Annotated in this window: 15 protein-coding genes; 1 reads left to right on the top strand and 14 read right to left on the bottom strand. The window is 39.4% G+C overall.

The annotated features are described in order from the left end of the window. Positions 1-7: 7 nt before the first annotated feature. Genes rpsC through rpsJ form a run of 8 tightly spaced genes read right to left on the bottom strand, consistent with a single transcriptional unit; the run spans position 8 to position 4,085 of the window. Entirely contained in the window at positions 8-703 is a 696-nt protein-coding gene (gene rpsC / locus ACM9HF_RS15790) for a 30S ribosomal protein S3 (protein WP_473611042.1), read from the bottom strand. Between the two features lie 11 nt (positions 704-714). Then, entirely contained in the window at positions 715-1,047 is a 333-nt protein-coding gene (gene rplV / locus ACM9HF_RS15785; RefSeq protein ID WP_077340499.1) for a 50S ribosomal protein L22, read from the bottom strand. An 11-nt stretch (positions 1,048-1,058) separates the two neighbouring features. Next, a complete protein-coding gene (gene rpsS, locus ACM9HF_RS15780; protein ID WP_076420823.1) occupies positions 1,059-1,334 on the bottom strand; it encodes a 30S ribosomal protein S19 in 276 nt (91 codons plus the stop codon). Between the two features lie 26 nt (positions 1,335-1,360). Further along, complete coding sequence (gene rplB / locus ACM9HF_RS15775; RefSeq protein WP_473611033.1) at positions 1,361-2,185, bottom strand: 50S ribosomal protein L2; 825 nt, start codon at positions 2,183-2,185, stop codon at positions 1,361-1,363. Positions 2,186-2,197: 12 nt separating this feature from the next. Further along, the gene (gene rplW / locus ACM9HF_RS15770) at positions 2,198-2,500 is read right to left on the bottom strand and encodes a 50S ribosomal protein L23 (RefSeq protein ID WP_076420819.1); all 303 of its coding nucleotides are present in this window, start codon (positions 2,498-2,500) and stop codon (positions 2,198-2,200) included. Then, positions 2,497-3,102: a 50S ribosomal protein L4 gene (gene rplD / locus ACM9HF_RS15765; RefSeq protein ID WP_077340501.1), complete on the bottom strand. Its 606-nt coding sequence runs from the start codon at positions 3,100-3,102 to the stop codon at positions 2,497-2,499. The genes rplW and rplD overlap by 4 nt, the downstream gene beginning before the upstream one ends. Positions 3,103-3,119: 17 nt before the next feature. After that, a complete protein-coding gene (gene rplC / locus ACM9HF_RS15760; protein ID WP_077340502.1) occupies positions 3,120-3,758 on the bottom strand; it encodes a 50S ribosomal protein L3 in 639 nt (212 codons plus the stop codon). Between the two features lie 15 nt (positions 3,759-3,773). Next, on the bottom strand, positions 3,774-4,085 hold the full coding sequence (gene rpsJ / locus ACM9HF_RS15755) for a 30S ribosomal protein S10 (protein WP_019026497.1): 312 nt from the start codon (positions 4,083-4,085) through the stop codon (positions 3,774-3,776). Between the two features lie 690 nt (positions 4,086-4,775). Between rpsJ and fusA (ACM9HF_RS15750) the strand changes: the two genes are divergently transcribed. After that, positions 4,776-6,863, top strand: coding sequence for an elongation factor G (gene fusA / locus ACM9HF_RS15750; RefSeq protein WP_473611022.1), 2,088 nt, complete (start codon positions 4,776-4,778; stop codon positions 6,861-6,863). 442 nt (positions 6,864-7,305) lie between these two features. On the opposite strand, the gene tuf is transcribed toward fusA (ACM9HF_RS15750), so the two are convergent. The 6 genes from tuf to rpoB all read right to left on the bottom strand — a co-directional run bounded on the left by tuf (position 7,306) and on the right by rpoB (position 20,254). Continuing rightward, positions 7,306-8,490, bottom strand: coding sequence for an elongation factor Tu (gene tuf / locus ACM9HF_RS15745; RefSeq protein ID WP_473610976.1), 1,185 nt, complete (start codon positions 8,488-8,490; stop codon positions 7,306-7,308). Positions 8,491-8,582: 92 nt separating this feature from the next. Next, the gene (gene fusA, locus ACM9HF_RS15740; protein ID WP_473611018.1) at positions 8,583-10,688 is read right to left on the bottom strand and encodes an elongation factor G; all 2,106 of its coding nucleotides are present in this window, start codon (positions 10,686-10,688) and stop codon (positions 8,583-8,585) included. A gap of 90 nt (positions 10,689-10,778) precedes the next feature. Further along, positions 10,779-11,249: a 30S ribosomal protein S7 gene (rpsG, locus tag ACM9HF_RS15735; RefSeq protein ID WP_077343577.1), complete on the bottom strand. Its 471-nt coding sequence runs from the start codon at positions 11,247-11,249 to the stop codon at positions 10,779-10,781. Between the two features lie 106 nt (positions 11,250-11,355). Continuing rightward, the gene (gene rpsL, locus ACM9HF_RS15730) at positions 11,356-11,730 is read right to left on the bottom strand and encodes a 30S ribosomal protein S12 (RefSeq protein WP_011045492.1); all 375 of its coding nucleotides are present in this window, start codon (positions 11,728-11,730) and stop codon (positions 11,356-11,358) included. A gap of 203 nt (positions 11,731-11,933) precedes the next feature. Continuing rightward, positions 11,934-16,130 (bottom strand): DNA-directed RNA polymerase subunit beta', encoded by a 4,197-nt coding sequence (rpoC, locus tag ACM9HF_RS15725; RefSeq protein WP_473611010.1) that lies wholly within the window; start codon positions 16,128-16,130, stop codon positions 11,934-11,936. 95 nt (positions 16,131-16,225) lie between these two features. After that, positions 16,226-20,254, bottom strand: a complete 4,029-nt coding sequence (gene rpoB, locus ACM9HF_RS15720) for a DNA-directed RNA polymerase subunit beta (RefSeq protein WP_473611006.1) — start codon at positions 20,252-20,254, stop codon at positions 16,226-16,228. Positions 20,255-20,381: the final 127 nt, after the last annotated feature.

Below are 20,381 nucleotides of genomic sequence, written 5' to 3'. Positions count from 1 at the left end.
TATTCCTCTACTTAGGCTTGCGGTTGTTCTTTCTTTTAGGCTTAGCAGCTGGTTGCTCTGCTTGTAATGGCATATTGCCAATAATTTCGCCTTTAAAGATCCAAACTTTAACACCGATAATACCATAGGTAGTATTAGCTTCAGCTGTTGCGTAATCGATATCAGCACGTAAAGTGTGTAATGGAACACGACCTTCACGATACCATTCAGCACGAGCAATTTCTGCTCCGCCTAAACGACCGCTCACTTGAACTTTTATACCTTTAGCACCTAAACGCATTGCATTTTGTACTGCACGCTTCATAGCGCGACGGAACATAACACGACGTTCTAATTGACTTGTGATACTCTCAGCAACTAACTGTGCATCCATTTCTGGCTTACGTACTTCAGCGATGTTGATTTGAGCTGGAACACCAGCAATTTTCGATACTTGTAAACGTAATTTTTCTACGTCTTCGCCTTTCTTACCAATAACAACACCTGGACGAGCCGTGTGAATTGTTACGCGGATAGATTTAGCTGGACGTTCAATTACAACTTTAGATAATGAAGCACGTTTTAACTTTTCAGTTAAGTATGCACGTACCAAATGGTCACCGTGCAAATTAGCAGCAAAATCTTTATTACTTGCAAACCAAGTAGACGCGAAAGGTTTCGTGATACCTAGGCGTATACCGTTTGGATGTACTTTTTGACCCATACTAATATCTCCTAGCTATCAGATACAATCACAGTAATGTGGCTTGTACGCTTAATTATACGATCGGCACGGCCTTTCGCACGAGGTCTAATACGCTTCATTGTTGGACCATCGTCAACCATAATAGTTTTTACGATAAGTTCATCAATATCTGCACCTTCGTTATGCTCAGCATTAGCAATTGCTGAATCAAGTACTTTTTTAACTAACACTGCAGCTTGTTTATTGCTGTATGTTAATATTTCAAGCGCTTTTTCAACATGTAAGCCGCGGATTTGATCCACAACTAAACGTGCTTTTTGAGCAGAACCACGGGCAAATTTATGTTTAGCAATAGCTTCCATCTAATTTCCCCTTATCTTTTCGCTTTCTTATCCGCAACATGGCCGCGGTAAGTACGAGTTGGTGCAAATTCTCCTAATTTGTGACCGATCATTTCATCAGTTACAAATACAGGGACGTGTTGACGGCCATTATGGACAGCTATGGTCAATCCGATCATATTAGGTATGATCATTGAACGACGAGACCAAGTTTTAATTGGCTTTTTATTCCCGCTTTCCAGAGCTTTCTCTACCTTCGTCAACAAGTGCAGGTCTATAAATGGACCTTTCTTGAGAGAACGTGGCATGGTGAATCCTCTTTACTTAGTTAGTACTATTTAGTACGACGACGTACGATAAATTTATCGGTACGCTTGTTTGAACGAGTCTTGTAACCCTTAGTTGGTACACCCCAAGGTGATACCGGATGACGACCGCCTGAAGTTTTACCTTCACCACCACCGTGTGGATGGTCTACTGGGTTCATAGCAACACCACGAACAGTAGGACGAACACCGCGCCATCTTGAAGCACCAGCTTTACCCAAAGAGCGAAGCATGTGCTCAGAGTTACCAATCTCGCCTAGAGTAGCACGACAATCAGACTCAATTTTACGCATTTCACCAGAACGTAAACGTAATGTTACATACGCACCGTCTTTAGCTACTAATTGAGCATATGCACCAGCTGCACGTGCGATTTGAGCACCTTTGCCTGGTTTAAGTTCAATTGCGTGTACAACACTACCTAAAGGAGTATTGCGTAATGGTAATGTATTACCTGGCTTAATTGGAGCATCTACACCTGACTGGATAACATCACCAGCAGTTAGGCCTTTTGGAGCCAATATGTAACGACGCTCACCATCTGCGTATAATACAAGTGCAATGTTAGCAGTACGATTTGGATCATATTCCAAACGTTCAACTTTTGCAGGGATACCATCTTTAGTACGTTTAAAGTCAATCAAACGATAGTGTTGCTTATGACCACCACCGATATGACGTACTGTAATACGACCGTTATTGTTACGACCACCAGACTTTGATTTAGTATCAAGTAATGGTGCGTAAGGCTTACCTTTATGCAACTCGGCGTTAACCACTTTAACTAAGTGGCGACGACCCGGAGAAGTAGGTTTACATTTTACTATAGCCATTTTTAACTGCTCCTATGATTCCGCGCCGACGAAGTCGATTTCGCTACCTTCAGCAAGAGTTACATATGCTTTTTTCCAGTCGTTACGACGACCGATACGAGCACCTGTACGTTTAGTCTTACCTTTAACATTTAGCGTACGAACACCTTCGACAGAAACTTCGAAAAGCTTCTCAACGGCTGCTTTGATTTCAGCTTTAGTAGCAGTAGTAGCAACTTTGAAAACAACAGTGTTGTTTGCTTCAGCAGCCATAGTGCTTTTCTCAGAAATGTTCGGCGCTAAAAGCACCTTTAACAAACGTTCTTCGTTTATCATGATAACATCTCCTCAATTTGCTTAACTGCAGTAGCAGTCATCAAAACTTTTTCGAAACCAACTAAAGAAACTGGGTCAATACCGTCTACATCACGTACGTCAACTTTATATAAGTTGCGTGCTGATAAAAATAAATTTTCATCAACTTCTGGAGTTACGATTAATACATCTTTTAACTCCAAAGCGTTAAGTTTAGCTACTAACTCTTTAGTTTTTGGTGTTTCTACTGCAAAATTTTCTACCACAATCAAGCGTTCTTGACGAACTAACTCAGAAAGGATACTAGCGATAGCACCACGGTACATTTTACGGTTAACTTTTTGGCTGTGGTCTTGAGGTTTAGCAGCAAATGTTACACCGCCTGAACGCCAAATTGGACCACGAGTTGTACCAGCACGCGCACGGCCAGTACCTTTTTGACGCCAAGGTTTCTTGCCGCCACCGCTAACTTCTGAACGAGTTTTTTGAGCACGAGTACCTGCACGAGAACCTGCTGCGTAAGCAACAACTACTTGATGTACTAATGCTTCATTAAACTCACGTCCAAAAGTTGTTTCAGAAACTTGAAGAGCGCCTGAAGCGTCTTTTAATGCTAATTCCATCACAAATCTCCCGGACGTTAGGCTTTAACAGCTGGTTTAATGATTACGTTACCGTTGATTGCACCCGGAACTGCACCTTTAATAAGGAGCAAGTTACGTTCTGCGTCAACGCGAACCAATTCAAGGTTTTGTGTAGTTACTTTCACAGCACCCATGTGACCAGACATTTTTTTGCCTTTGAAGACACGACCTGGTGTTTGACACTGGCCGATAGAACCGTTTGAACGGTGAGAGATAGAGTTACCATGCGTAGCATCTTGCATTGAAAAATTCCAACGTTTGATACCGCCTTGGAAACCTTTACCTTTCGAAGTTCCAGTTACGTCTACTAATTTAGTGTCGTTGAATAATTCAACAGTAATGTTACTGCCTAATTCAAGACCTTCACCTTCATTTGCATCTAAACGGAATTCCCACAGGCCACGACCTGCTTCGATACCAGCTTTAGCAAAATGACCAGCTGTTGGTTTGTTAGTACGATTAGCTTTTTTGCTACCCGTAGTAACTTGAAGCGCTGAATAACCATCGTTGTCAACAGTTTTAACCTGAGCAACACGGTTGGCTTCAACTTCTAGGACTGTAACAGGCGTTGAAACACCATCTTCAGTGAAGATGCGAGTCATACCTACTTTACGTCCAACTAGACCTATAGTCATGTTAAAAACCCCCTATTAACCCAAGCTGATTTGAACATCAACACCAGCTGCAAGATCTAAACGCATTAAAGCGTCAACAGTCTTTTCAGTTGGTTCTACGATATCAATTAAGCGCTTGTGAGTACGAATTTCGTATTGATCACGAGCATCTTTGTTAACGTGTGGTGAAGTCAAGATAGTAAAACGTTCTTTACGTGTAGGTAGTGGAATTGGTCCACGAACCTGTGCGCCAGTACGTTTAGCAGTATCTACGATTTCAGCTGTTGATTGATCAATCAAACGATGATCGAACGCTTTCAAACGAATGCGAATTCTTTGATTTGACATGAATCAAATCCCCATTTTAAAGAACAACAAAACACAGCCCATCACCTTTCAATATATTAAAGGGGGGTGTGTCGCTATATATATCATTCAATCCCATATCGGGATTGCTGTAATCTGAAACTCAATCGATAAAATTTCAGTATAATCACGTTAAGCATGCTCAACGTGGACGCGTATTATACATAACAACTAAGTTAACGCAACTTTTTATTACGTGTCAGTTTAATCGTACCTATATATAAGCAGAAGAATTCATTTTTTGTTCGACACGGGGTAAGGTCATTTAGTAATAACTACATGCATGCTGTAAAGCTTTAATATCAACTCATCCATTGTATAAATTTTTCTAAAGTTATATTTATGCTTTACCGTTTTAAGCTTTAACCTACCAATAACGTAAACTGACTTTTTATAACTTGATTAAATAGCACTTAAAAAGTGTTTAACCATATATTTTGTTCTTCTCATCATTTAATGAATTTAATGATTGAACACTTATCTCAGATAATAAGTAAAGCACATCATAAAGTGATTAATTATCAAACTATTTTTTACCTTAGATATAGAATGCGCTCAAATAATTAAAGTTAACTATTTTTTTTATGTAGATTTATTTTTAGTAATGGTATACTCGCGCGCAAATTTTCAACAATTCCGCTTTTTTAGTAGAACTTAAAATAGAGTAAAGTAATGGCAGATTTATCTAAATACAGAAATATTGGTATCTTCGCTCATGTTGATGCTGGTAAAACCACAACAACTGAACGTATCCTTAAATTAACCGGTAAAATTCATAAAACTGGTGAAGTACATGATGGTGAGTCTACGACTGACTTCATGGAGCAAGAAGCTGAGCGCGGTATTACTATCCAGTCTGCAGCCGTTACTTGTGAATGGAAAAAGCACCGTTTTAACGTAATTGACACTCCTGGTCACGTTGACTTTACTGTAGAAGTTTACCGTTCATTAAAAGTTCTTGATGGTGGTGTTGGTGTATTCTGTGGTTCAGGTGGTGTTGAACCTCAATCAGAAACTAACTGGCGTTACGCGAACGACTCTAAAGTAGCTCGTTTAATATTCGTTAACAAATTAGACCGTTTAGGTGCAAACTTTTACCGTGTAACAGATCAAGTTAAAAAGGTATTAGGTGCTCACCCACTTATTATGACTTTACCAATTGGTGAAGAAGATGACTTCATTGGTGTTGTTGACGTTCTAAGTCAAAAAGCATACGTTTGGGATGATACAGGTCTTCCTGAAAACTACGAAATCACAGATATCCCTGCTCACATGGTTGATGATGCGGCTATATACCGTGAGCAAATGATTGAGACTGCTTTAGAAGCAGACGAAGATCTATTAATGGATTACTTAGAAGGCGAACTTACACCTACTGAAGAGCAAATTAAAGCTTGTATCCGTAAAGGTACAAACGAATTAATGTTCTTCCCTACATACTGTGGTTCTGCATTCAAAAACAAAGGTATGCAACTTCTTCTTGATGCTGTTGTTGATTACTTACCTTGTCCTACTGATGTTAACCCTCAACCTTTAACAGATGAGTTAGGTGAGCCTACAGGAAAATTTGCTGTAGTTGATACTGAAGCAACATTTAAAGCGTTAGCATTCAAAATTATGGATGACCGTTTTGGTGCACTTACTTTTATCCGTATCTATTCAGGTAAACTTAAGAAAGGCGATACCATATTAAACTCATTTACGGGTAAAACTGAACGTGTTGGCCGTATGGTAGAAATGCAAGCTGATGACCGTACTGAATTATCTGAAGCACAAGCCGGTGATATATTAGCTATCGTAGGTATGAAAAATGTACAAACAGGTCACACATTATGTGATCCTAAAGATCCTTGTACATTAGAAGCTATGGTATTCCCTGCTCCTGTAATCTCAATTTCTGTAACACCGAAAGATAAAGGTGGATCTGAGAAGATGGGTATTGCTATCGGTAAGATGGTTGCTGAAGATCCTACTTTCCAAGTTGAAACTGATATTGATTCAGGTGAAACAATCCTACGTGGTATGGGTGAGCTTCACTTAGATATCAAAGTAGATATTCTTAAGCGTACATACGGTGTTGATTTAGTTGTTGGTAAACCTCAGGTTGCTTACCGTGAAACGATTACTCAAGCCATTGAAGATTCTTACACACATAAGAAACAATCAGGTGGTTCTGGTCAGTTTGGTAAGATTGATTACCGTATTCGTCCTGGTGAACCAGGTTCTGGTTTCGTTTTCAAATCGTCAGTTGTTGGTGGTAATGTTCCTAAAGAATTCTTCCCAGCTGTTGAGAAAGGTTTCAAATCTATGATGGATACCGGTACTCTTGCTGGTTTCCCTGTATTAGATGTTGAAGTAGAATTATACGATGGTGGTTTCCATGCAGTTGATTCATCTGCTGTTGCTTTTGAAATTGCTGCTAAAGGTGCTTTCCGTCAATCAATTCCTAAAGCTGGTGCTCAATTAATTGAACCAATTATGAAAGTTGATGTATTCACACCTGAAGATCATGTTGGTGATGTAATCGGTGACCTTAACCGTCGTCGTGGTATGATCAAAGATCAAGAACCTTCTTCTACTGGTGTTCGCATTAAAGCTGACGTTCCTCTTTCAGAGATGTTTGGTTACATAGGATCGTTACGTACAATGACATCTGGTCGTGGTCAATTCTCTATGGAATTCTCACACTATATGCCTTGTCCTAACAATGTTGCTGAAACTGTAATATCTGAAGTTAAAGAGCGTAATGCTAAGAAATAACGTTTCTTAAAATTTCTTCCAAAGGGTGCTTAGGCGCCCTTTTTAATACCCAAAATATATCGACCTACTTTTGTATAACCAATATACCTCCCCCCAATTAAATAAGATTGATCATTCCTACCTTTTCATTGTCGACGAAATCTACATTTATCAATAATACTACTCAGGGTTTGTATTCATAAAAACAGACAAAAAAGGCCGCTTACGCGACCTTTCTACATTAACAATAGATTAAACAATGTTAGTCAAAGATTTTAGATACTATATCTCATCTACTATACGACTCGTCGCTGAGCTCCTAGCCCTCGCTAATTCAATCCATGCCCTTGGGCATAGATCCTTAACCTGCTCGGTCATCACGTCCATGAAAGTAGTCGTACTTGCCATAAACAAAAAAGGCCGCTTGCGCGACCTTTCTACATTAACAATCGATTAAACGATATTAGTCAATGATTTTAGATACTACACCAGCACCTACTGTACGACCACCTTCACGGATAGCGAAGCGTAAACCTTCGTCCATCGCTACTGGGTTGATAAGCTCTACAACAAACTTCAAGTTGTCGCCTGGCATTACCATTTCTACACCTTCAGGAAGCTCTACTGCACCTGTGATGTCTGTTGTACGGAAGTAAAACTGTGGACGGTATCCTTTGAAGAATGGAGTATGACGACCACCTTCATCTTTACTTAACACGTATACTTCTGATTCGAATTTAGTGTGTGGTGAGATTGAACCAGGCTTACATAGTACTTGACCACGTTCTACGTCTTCACGCTTAAGACCACGTAAAAGTACACCACAGTTCTCGCCAGCACGACCTTCGTCAAGAAGCTTACGGAACATTTCTACACCTGTACACGTTGATTTTTGTGTATCACGAATACCTACAACTTCTACTTCTTCACCTACTTTGATGATACCACGTTCAACACGACCTGTTACAACTGTACCACGACCTGAGATTGAGAATACATCTTCGATAGGCATGATGAATGCTCCATCAACTGCACGCTCTGGCTCTGGGATATAAGTATCAAGTGCTTCTGCAAGTTCGATAACCTTAGCTTCCCACTTCTCTTCACCTTGAAGTGCGCCTAAAGCTGAACCTTGAATTACTGGTAAGTCATCACCTGGGAATTCGTATTCACTTAGAAGTTCACGAACTTCCATTTCTACTAATTCTAATAATTCTTCGTCATCTACCATGTCACATTTGTTCATGAATACGATGATGAATGGTACACCTACTTGACGTGAAAGTAAGATGTGCTCACGTGTTTGTGGCATTGGACCATCTGTAGCAGCAACTACTAAGATTGCTCCATCCATTTGTGCTGCACCTGTGATCATGTTTTTAATATAATCAGCATGGCCAGGACAATCTACGTGTGCGTAGTGACGTGTTTCTGTATCGTATTCGATGTGAGATGTGTTAATTGTTATACCACGCTCACGCTCTTCTGGAGCATTATCGATTTGTGCGAAATCTTTTACTTCACCACCGTGTACTTTCGTTAATACCGCAGAGATTGCAGCTGTTAACGTTGTTTTACCGTGATCTACGTGTCCGATTGTTCCGACGTTTACGTGTGGTTTATTACGTTCAAATTTTGCTTTAGCCATTTTACAATTACCTTAAAGTTTATTAAAAGCGCAGCCATGTTGACCGAGCTAGACTTTCACTAAATATTAAGTGAGCGCCTTACGAGAATCCATTAGAATCCATTAGAATTTGTTAATGAGTCGAGTACTTTCTGAGGAGCTTCACTATATTGCTGAAATTCCATCGAGTAAGAGGCTCGCCCTTGAGTGGCACTGCGTAAAGCAGTTGAATAACCAAACATTTCAGATAGTGGTACCGTAGCATTCACTATTTTAGAACCTGCAGGTCCTTCATCCATGCCATCGATTAAGCCGCGTCGACGATTTAAGTCACCAACGACATCACCCATATTTTCTTCTGGCGTTGTTATTTCAACTTTCATCATAGGTTCTAATAGTGCAGGAGAAGCTTCGATAGCTCCCTGTCTAAAGCCCATTGATGCAGCTACTTTAAACGCCATTTCGTTTGAATCAACGTCATGAAAAGAGCCATCATAAAGTGTTACCTTTATATCAAGCATAGGATAACCAGCAAGTACACCGCTGTCCATTTGCTCTCTACAGCCTTTTTCAACTGCTGGGATATATTCTTTTGGAACGCTACCACCAACACTTTCGTCGACAAACTCGAAACCCTTTCCTTCAGGTAAAGGCTCCATTTTCAACCATACATGACCATACTGACCACGACCACCTGATTGTCGAACAAATTTCCCTTCAACATTAACTGTTGAGCGGATAGTTTCACGATACGCAACTTGAGGGTTACCTACATTGCATGAAACACTAAATTCACGTTTCATTCGCTCAACTAAGATATCGAGGTGTAATTCCCCCATACCTGAAATTATTGTTTGTCCTGTTTCTTCATTTGTTTCTACTCTAAATGAAGGATCTTCTGCTGCAAGTTTTCCTAATGCTATAGCTAATTTTTCTTGATCTGCTAATGTTTTAGGCTCTACTGCTACTGAAATCACTGGTTCAGGAAATTCCATACGTTCAAGTGTAATTACATGATTTGGATCACATAAAGTTTCACCTGTTGTAACGTCTTTTAAACTTATTGCCGCCGCGATATCACCAGCGTACACTTCTTTAATTTCTTTTCTATCGTTTGCATGCATTTGCACGATACGACCTAAGCGTTCTTTTTTACCCTTAATAGGGTTATAAACAGTATCACCCGTTTTAACAACACCAGAATAAACACGGAAGAAAGTAAGTGTACCAACAAAAGGGTCATTTGCTATTTTAAAAGCTAATGCAGAAAACGGAGCTTTATCATCTGCTTCTCGCGTTCCTTCAGTTTCATCTTTATCGTCATTTATACCGGTTATAGCAGCAACTTCTACAGGAGACGGTAAATACTCAACAACTGCATCTAATACAGCTTGAACGCCCTTGTTTTTGAATGCTGAACCACAAGAACATAAAATAATCTCGTTATTTAATGTTCTTGCTCTTAATCCTGCTTTTATTTCTTCTTCGGATAAATCACCTTCTTCAAGATATTTATCCATCATTTCATCTGACGCTTCTGCAGCCTCAGATATTAAATTTTCACGCCACTCTTCGGCTTCATCCTGCATTTCTGCGGGGATCTCTTCGTAAGTGAAAGTCATTCCCTGGTCTGCTTCATTCCAGTTGATTGCTTTCATCTTAATTAGGTCGATTACACCTTTAAAATCTTCTTCTGCACCAATAGCCAAATGAATAGGAACTGCATTTGCACCCAGACGAGTTTTCATCTGGTTAACTACATTTAGGAAGTTTGCGCCTGTGCGGTCCATTTTATTTACAAAAACAATACGCGGAACGGAATATTTTTCCATTTGACGCCATACAGTTTCGGTTTGTGGCTGAACACCAGAAGAACCACATAATACAAGTACGGCACCATCAAGTACACGTAAAGAACGTTCTACTTCGATAGTAAAATCAACATGGCCAGGAGTATCAATGATATTAATGCGATGATCTTCGAACTGAGCATTCATACCTTTCCAAAAACAAGTTGTTGCAGCTGAGGTTATAGTTATACCTCGCTCTTGTTCTTGTTCCATCCAGTCCATTGTAGCTGCACCATCGTGCACTTCACCAATTTTGTGTGAAAGACCTGTATAAAAAAGTACCCTTTCTGTAGTTGTCGTTTTACCGGCATCAACATGAGCACAGATACCAATGTTACGATAGCGCTCTATAGGGGTAGTACGTGCCACTTTTACATCCTCTTTCTGAGCTTCTAACCCAGATAATAAAAAGTTGTGATTACCGTTTTATGACAAACGGTAATCACGACAATCACTTTTCTACCAACGGTAGTGAGCGAATGCTTTGTTTGCTTCAGCCATACGGTGAACGTCTTCACGTTTTTTAACCGCTGAACCTTTGCTGTCAGACGCATCTAACATTTCGTTAGCTAGGCGCTGAGCCATTGATTTTTCACCACGTTTACGAGCTGCGTCAACTAACCAGCGCATGGCTAGTGCATTACGACGAACTGGACGTACTTCAACTGGAACCTGATAAGTAGAACCACCTACACGACGCGATTTAACTTCCACTTGTGGGCGGATGTTTTCTAACGCTTCTTCGAAAAGTTCTAATTGATCTTTTTCAGATTTCTCAACTAAAATGTCTAGTGCACCATATACAATTTTTTCTGCAGTAGATTTTTTACCATCAACCATAAGGATGTTGATGAATTTTGCTAAAAGTTCGTTATGGAACTTAGGATCTGGCAATATTTTACGTTGCCCTACGACGCGTCTTCTTGGCATCTTAATTCTCCGTTGTATTCAGGATTAACCCAAAATGTAATATATTATTTGGCCTTACTTAACGTTTCTAATCTTGCCCACTTAAATTGAGCAGAGATAGGGAAACTTAAGATTTAGGTCGTTTAGCACCGTATTTAGAACGGCCTTGTCTTCTATCGCTTACACCAGAACAATCTAGTGCGCCACGAACAGTGTGATAACGCACACCTGGTAAATCTTTAACACGACCACCGCGAATTAATATAACGCTATGCTCTTGTAAGTTGTGACCTTCACCACCGATATATGAAGTAACTTCGAAGCCGTTAGTTAAACGAACACGAGCAACTTTACGTAGTGCTGAGTTTGGTTTTTTTGGTGTAGTTGTATACACACGAGTACATACGCCACGACGTTGTGGACAAGCTTGTAATGCCGGAACATTACTTTTTGTTACTTGTCTTACACGAGGTTTACGTACTAATTGGTTAATAGTTGCCATTAAATAGCTCCCGATTAGTTAAACTTGTATAAATCCCAATCAATAAGAAATTCATACCCTTATAAACGTGAAAATCCGCGACCTTATATTTTATACATAACTAGTACAGAATATAAGGTCGCGGAATTCTATAGGTCAAGTAGTAAGCTGTCAAGTTTTACAGCTTACTTTACCTAATATTCTACTTTAAATGCTGATCTTAATTAATCTGCATTCAATGCATCTGTTAACGCCTGCGCTGCGTCATCAACAGATACTGTTACTTCTTCAACAGGTACAGCATTACGCTTACGTGCTCTTTCTTGGTGGTATGAATAACCCGTACCAGCAGGTATTAATCGACCAACAATTACGTTTTCTTTCAAGCCACGTAAGTTATCTTTCTTACCTGCTACAGCAGCTTCAGTTAGAACACGTGTTGTTTCTTGGAAAGAAGCAGCAGAGATAAATGAATCAGTAGAAAGTGATGCTTTAGTAATACCCATCATTTGCATTTCGTATTCAGCAGGTTTTTTACCTTGTGCTTCCAATTCACGATTTGCAATATTTACATGAGCAACTTCTAGCTGTTCACCTTTTAAGAAATCACTATCACCAGCGTCTAAAATTTCACACTTACGGATCATTTGACGAACGATAACTTCGATGTGCTTGTCGTTAATTTTTACACCTTGTAAACGATATACTTCTTGTACTTCGTTTACTATGTAATTAGCAACAGGCGCTACACCACGTAGTCGTAAAATGTCGTGTGGAGATTCTGGACCGTCGGCGATAACTTCACCTTTAAGTACTGATTCACCTTCGAACACAGTAAGTTGACGCATTTTAGGGATCATTTCTTCGTATACTTCACCACTTGGTTGAGTGATTAATAAACGAACTTTACCTTTAGTTTCTTTACCAAAGCCGATAATACCTGTTTTCTCTGCCAGAATAGCTGGTAGCTTAGGCTTACGTGCTTCAAATAAATCAGCAACACGAGGTAGACCACCCGTGATATCACGAGTTTTTGAGCTTTCTTGAGGAATACGAGCTAACGCGTCACCAATGTTTACTTCTGCACCATCTTCTAGGTTAACAATCGCGTTACCTGGCAAGTAGTATTGTGCTGGAATTTCTGTACCAGCAATCATTACATCATTACCTTTAGCATCAATTAGCTTAACCATAGGACGCATCTCTTTACCTGCAGAGTTACGTTGACCAGCATCAGTTACAACAATACTAGATAAACCTGTTAATTCATCAGTTTGGCGAACCATAGTTACACCGTCGATCAATTCAACAAATTGAACTCTACCACCAACCTCAGTAATAATTGGATGCGTATGCGGATCCCAATTAGCAATGATGTCACCAGCATTTAGCTCTTCACCGTCTTGTTTAGAAATTACAGAACCGTATGGAACTTTATAGCGCTCTTTCTCACGACCATGTTCATCAATTACTGTTAGTTCTGATGAACGTGATGTAATAACTAAGTGATTTTCAGAGTTAGTTACATACTTCGCATTTTGAAGTTTTAAAGTACCGTTATTCTTAACCTGAACGTTGTTCTCTGCTGATGCACGAGATGCAGCACCACCGATATGGAACGTACGCATGGTTAACTGTGTACCTGGTTCACCAATTGATTGTGCTGCCACAACACCAATTGCTTCACCTTGGTTGATCATATGACCACGAGCCAAATCACGACCGTAACAATGTGCACAAATACCAAAATCTGTTTTACAAGTAATAATTGAACGTACCATCATTTGATCCACTGAATTTTCTTCAATGAAATCACAAAATGCTTCGTCAATAAGTGTATTTCGAGGTAAAAGAACTTCTTCAGTACCAGGCTTTAATACATCTTCTGCAACTACACGACCAAGTACACGTTCTCTTAATGGTTCAACAACATCACCACCTTCGATCAGTGGTGTCATTAGTAGACCATCATATGTGCCACAGTCATGTTCAGTTACGACTAAATCTTGTGCAACATCAACTAAACGACGAGTTAAGTAACCCGAGTTAGCTGTTTTAAGTGCTGTATCGGCAAGACCTTTACGCGCACCATGTGTCGAGATAAAGTATTGTAATACGTTAAGACCTTCACGGAAGTTAGCTGTAATAGGCGTTTCAATGATTGAACCATCTGGTTTAGCCATCAGACCACGCATACCCGCAAGCTGACGTATTTGCGCGGCACTACCACGAGCTCCAGAATCGGCCATCATAAAGATTGAGTTGAAAGAGTCTTGTTCTTCCGGCTCACCATCACGATTTATAACCGTTTCTTTAGATAAGTTATCCATCATCGCTTTCGAAACTTTTTCGTTAGCAGATGACCAAATATCGATTACCTTGTTGTACTTCTCACCCGCTGTAACAAGACCTTGTTCAAACTGTGTTTGAATTTCAGCAACTTCTTCTTCAGCGTCTTCAATGATTGTGTACTTAGCAGCAGGAATAACCATGTCATCAATACCAACAGATGCACCAGCTACCATTGCGTAATGGAAACCTGTGTACATGATATGGTCAGCAAACATTACCGTTTCTTTTAAACCAAGGTTACGGTAAGCATGGTTAATCAGTTTCGAAATAGGTTTTTTACCAAGTGGTTGGTCAATTAAGTCATACGGTAAACCGTCTGGACATACTTGCCATAAAATAGCACGACCTACTGTAGTATCACGTAATGACGTACGAGCTTCTAATACACCTTCAGCATTACGAACATGTTCAGTAATACGAATTTTAACACGTGCATGTAATTCAGCTACATCAGTACGGTATGCTTTCTCAGCTTCTTTAGTGTCAGCAAAAACCATACCTTCACCTTTACCATTTACACGATCACGCGTTAGGTAATATAAACCTAATACAACATCTTGCGATGGTACGATGATTGGATCACCGTTAGCTGGAGAAAGTACGTTATTTGTCGACATCATTAACGTACGAGCTTCCATTTGAGCTTCGATAGTTAATGGTACGTGTACCGCCATTTGGTCACCATCGAAATCGGCATTGTATGCCGCACAAACTAATGGGTGTAAATGGATTGCTTTACCTTCAATAAGAACAGGCTCAAAAGCTTGAATACCTAATCTATGAAGTGTTGGTGCACGGTTAAGCATAACTGGATGTTCACGGATAACTTCATCAAGTACATCCCAAACTTCAGCGCCTTCACGTTCAACTAATTTTTTAGCCGCTTTGATTGTAGTCGCTAAACCACGAGCTTCTAATTTACCGTAAATAAATGGTTTGAATAACTCAAGTGCCATTTTCTTAGGTAAACCACATTGATGTAAACGTAGTGTTGGACCAACGGTAATTACAGAACGACCAGAGTAATCTACACGTTTACCTAGTAAGTTTTGACGGAAGCGACCTTGCTTACCTTTGATCATATCAGCAAGCGATTTTAATGGACGTTTGTTTGAACCAGTAATAGCTCTACCACGACGACCATTATCTAATAATGCATCTACAGATTCTTGTAACATACGCTTTTCGTTACGTACGATAATATCTGGAGCAACCAGATCAAGAAGACGTTTAAGGCGATTGTTACGGTTAATTACACGACGGTATAAATCGTTCAAATCAGACGTAGCAAAACGACCACCATCTAGTGGAACTAGAGGACGTAAATCAGGTGGTAAGATTGGAAGAACAGACATAATCATCCACTCAGGCTTGTTGCCTGAAGCAGCGAATGCTTCCATTAATTTTAAACGTTTAGTGATTTTCTTACGTTTAGTTTCAGAACCAATTTCAGGAAGTTCTTCACGCATTTGCGCAACTTCACCGTCAAGGTCGATTTGTTGCAATAATGCAAGTACTGCTTCAGCACCCATTTTCGCATCAAACTCATCGCCATGCTCTTCTAAAGCATCTAGGTATTCTTCTTCAGTAAGAATTTGGCTCTTTTCTAAAGTCGTTAAACCTGGTTCTGTTACTACGTATGATTCGAAATATAGTACACGTTCGATATCACGTAATGTCATGTCTAGTAATAAACCAATACGTGAAGGTAATGATTTTAAGAACCAAATATGCGCAACTGGGCTTGCTAATTCGATGTGACCCATACGGTCACGACGAACTTTAGTTAATGTAACTTCAACGCCACATTTTTCACAAATAACACCACGGTGCTTAAGACGCTTATATTTACCACAAAGACATTCGTAGTCTTTAACTGGTCCAAATATACGCGCACAGAACAAACCATCACGCTCAGGTTTGAACGTACGATAGTTAATTGTTTCTGGTTTTTTAACTTCACCAAATGACCATGAGCGGATCATATCTGGTGATGCTAGCCCGATGCGAATACCATCGAACTCTTCTGTTTGATTTTGTTGCTTAAGAAACTTAAGTAAATCTTTCACACTATTCTCCTGTCGGAGTTAAATACGCGAGAGAGTATTTCTACTCTCTCCATGTACTAACCTTTATAACAAAAAGCCAGCAAATCAGTTATTTGCTATTCTTGATCTAATTCGATGTTAATACCTAACGAACGAATCTCTTTCAACAATACGTTGAACGACTCAGGAATACCTGGTTCCATACGATGATCACCATCTACTAAGTTTTTATACATCTTAGTGCGACCGTTAACATCATCTGATTTAACTGTTAGCATTTCTTGTAGAGTATATGCAGCACCGTATGCTTCAAGTGCCCATACTTCCATCTCACCAAAACGCTGACCACCAAATTGTGCTTTACCACCAAGAGGTTGTTGCGTTACAAGTGAGTATGAACCAGTAGAACGTGCATGCATTTTGTCATCAACTAAATGGTTTAGTTTTAACATGTACATGTAACCAACTGTTACTGGACGTTCAAATTCACGACCTGTACGACCATCAGTTAACGTAAATTGTCCACTTTCAGGCATATCAGCTAGTTTAAATAGTTCTTTAATTTCTTTCTCTGCTGCACCATCAAATGCTGGTGTTGCAATAGGTAAACCTGCACGTAAGTTCGATGCTAAACGCATAACTTCATCATCAGAAAAACTTGCTACGTCTACTTCTTGACGAGATTCACCTACGTTATATACATCTTGTAAGAAATTGCGTAATTTATGAATTTCTTGCTGTGCTTGAAGCATACGGTTAATTTTCTCACCGATACCACGACACGCCATACCTAGATGAGTTTCTAAGATCTGACCGATGTTCATACGCGATGGAACACCTAACGGGTTCAATACGATATCAACCGGTACACCATGTTCGTCATATGGCATGTCTTCTACTGGAACAACGTTTGAGATAACACCTTTGTTACCATGACGACCAGCCATTTTATCACCTGGCTGTATGTGGCGTTTAACCGCTAAGTATACTTTAACAATTTTAAGTACACCTGGAGCTAGATCATCACCTTGAGTAATTTTACGACGCTTAACTTCAAACTTCTTATCAAAATCAGCTTTAATGTTGTCGTATTGTTCTGCAATTTGCTCTAATTCAGACTGTTGCCCTTCATCAGATAAATTTTGAACTAACCACTTGTCACGAGACATGCTATTAAGATCAGCTTCATTTAATCCAGCTGATAGTAATAATTTCTTAGCACGTGCATAAATGCCATCTTCTAAAATGCTAAATTCATCGCCAAGATCTTTCTTAACTTCTTTTAATTGCATTTCTTCGATTTCAACAGCACGTTTATCTTTTTCTACACCGTCACGAGTGAAGATTTGAACATCGATAATTGTACCTGAAACCGAATTTGGTACACGTAAAGAGCTGTCTTTAACATCAGCTGCTTTTTCACCAAAAATAGCACGTAATAGTTTTTCTTCTGGCGTTAGTTGTGTTTCGCCTTTAGGTGTTACTTTACCTACAAGGATATCGCCACCTTTAACTTCAGCACCAATATATACAACACCCGCTTCATCAAGTTTAGATAATGCTGATTCACCAACGTTAGGGATATCTGAAGTTATTTCTTCAGAGCCTAATTTAGTATCACGAGCAATACATGTTAACTCTTGGATGTGAATTGTTGTGAAGCGATCTTCTATCGCTACACGTTCTGATAACAACATTGAATCTTCGAAGTTGTAACCGTTCCAAGGCATGAATGCTATACGCATGTTTTGACCAAGCGCTAATTCACCCATATCTGTTGACGGGCCATCAGCTAACACATCACCACGAGTAACAGGTTCATTCATGCGACACACTGGTCGTTGATTGATACAGGTATTTTGATTAGAACGTGTGTATTTAGTTAAGTTATAAATATCAATACCGGCTTCACCAGGTACCATTTCATTTTCGTTAACTTTTACAACAATACGCGAAGCATCAACATATGTTACAACACCACCACGTTTAGCAACTGCAGTTACACCTGAGTCAACAGCAACTATTTTTTCCATACCCGTACCAACAAGTGGTTTATCCACTTTTAATGTCGGAACAGCTTGGCGTTGCATGTTTGATCCCATCAATGCACGGTTGGCATCATCGTGTTCTAAGAACGGGATTAAACTTGCTGCAACTGAAATGATTTGTTGTGGAGATACATCCATATACTGAACTGAATCAGCAGCTTTTAACGTAAATTCATTTTTATGACGACAAGGTACATGCTCTTGCGTTAATCGATTATCTTTATCCATCTCAGCATTCGCTTGAGCGATAACAAAATTACCTTCTTCGATTGCTGATAAATATTCAATATCATCAGTTACAACACCATCAACTAACTTACGGTAAGGAGTTTCTAAGAAACCGTAATCGTTGGTACGTGCATAACATGATAGAGAGTTGATCAGACCAATGTTTGGTCCCTCTGGAGTTTCGATTGGACAAACACGACCATAGTGAGTTGGATGTACATCTCGAACTTCAAAACCTGCACGTTCACGCGTTAAACCACCTGGGCCTAATGCTGAAATACGACGTTTATGTGTAACTTCAGATAATGGATTGTTTTGATCCATAAATTGTGAAAGTTGAGACGAACCAAAGAATTCTTTAACCGCTGCAGAAATAGGCTTAGCGTTAATTAAATCTTGCGGCATTATCGCATCTAAGTCACCTAAACTTAAACGTTCACGTACTGCTCTTTCAACACGAACTAAACCAACACGGAATTGATTTTCGGCCATTTCGCCAACACTACGTATACGGCGGTTACCAAGATGGTCGATATCATCAACCTCACCTTTACCATCACGTATACCGATTAATGTTTTCATGACTGAAATAATATCTTCTTTAGATAAAATTCCTTCACCTATTTCATCAGCAATTCCAACGCGACGATTGAACTTCATACGACCAACAGTTGAAAGGTCATAACGCTCTAATGCAAAGAATAAGTTATTAAATAATGTTTCAGCAGCATCTTTAGTTGGTGGCTCGCCAGGTCTCATCATTCGGTAAATTTCAACTAACGCCTCTAGACGGTTAGTTGAACTATCTACTCTTAATGTATCCGACATATATGAACCAACATCAAATTCGTTCATATATAACGTAGAGATTTTCTTATGGCCTGCTTGGCTTAATTCAGCTAACAATTCTAATGTTAATTCTGCATTAGCTTCAGCAATAACTTCACCTGTAGATTTATCAATATATGCTTTAGATAAAACTTTACCAACAATATATTCTGCAGGTACTTCTAATGATGTTATATTTTCTTTTTCTAAAGAACGGATATGACGAGCAGTAATACGACGACCTTGCTCAACAATAACATCGCCTTTACCTACTTTAATATCGAACGTTGCAGTTTCACCACGTAAACGTTCTGGCACAAGCTCCATTATAAGCTTATCGCCTTTAATTTCGTACGATGTAGTATCGTAAAAAATATCTAAGATTTCTTCAGTAGAATATTCTAATGCACGTAATAAAATTGACGCAGGTAATTTACGACGACGGTCAATACGTACAAATAAGTTATCTTTTGGATCGAATTCAAAGTCTAACCATGAACCACGGTAAGGAATAACACGTGCGTTATATAACACTTTACCTGATGAATGAGTTTTACCTTTATCGTGATCAAAGAATACGCCTGGAGAACGATGTAATTGAGATACGATTACACGCTCTGTACCATTAATAACAAACGTTCCGTTTTCAGTCATCAATGGGATTTCGCCCATGTATACTTCTTGTTCTTTAATATCTTTTACCGTACCAGCTGCTGCTTCTTTATCGTATACAACTAAACGAAGCTTTACACGTAATGGAGCAGAATAGGTTACACCACGAATTTGACATTCTTTAACGTCAAATAACGGTTCACCTAAACGGTAACTAACATATTGTAATTCTGAACTACCAGAATACGCTTTAATTGGAAAAATAGAACGAAACGCAGCTTCTAGGCCTGTTTCACCTGTCGGATCAATATCTATAAACTTGCGGAAAGATTCTAATTGGATAGACAACAGAAATGGATAATCCATTACTTGTGTACTTTTACCAAAGTCCTTTCTAATTCGCTTCTTCTCAAAGTATGAGTAAGCCATGGGGTTCCTCAGCTAGCTGGTTATGACCGAACTGCCTATATACATTATATTTGGCAGAGTATTACAGTGACATCTACGTCTAGACGTCAATAATGCACTGTTTGGGGCTATAAAAACCCACTTTCTT

This window comes from Colwellia sp. RE-S-Sl-9, assembly GCF_048296855.1.
Taxonomy (GTDB): Bacteria; Pseudomonadota; Gammaproteobacteria; order Enterobacterales; family Alteromonadaceae; genus Pseudocolwellia.
This window is presented reverse-complemented; position numbering and strand designations above follow the sequence as displayed.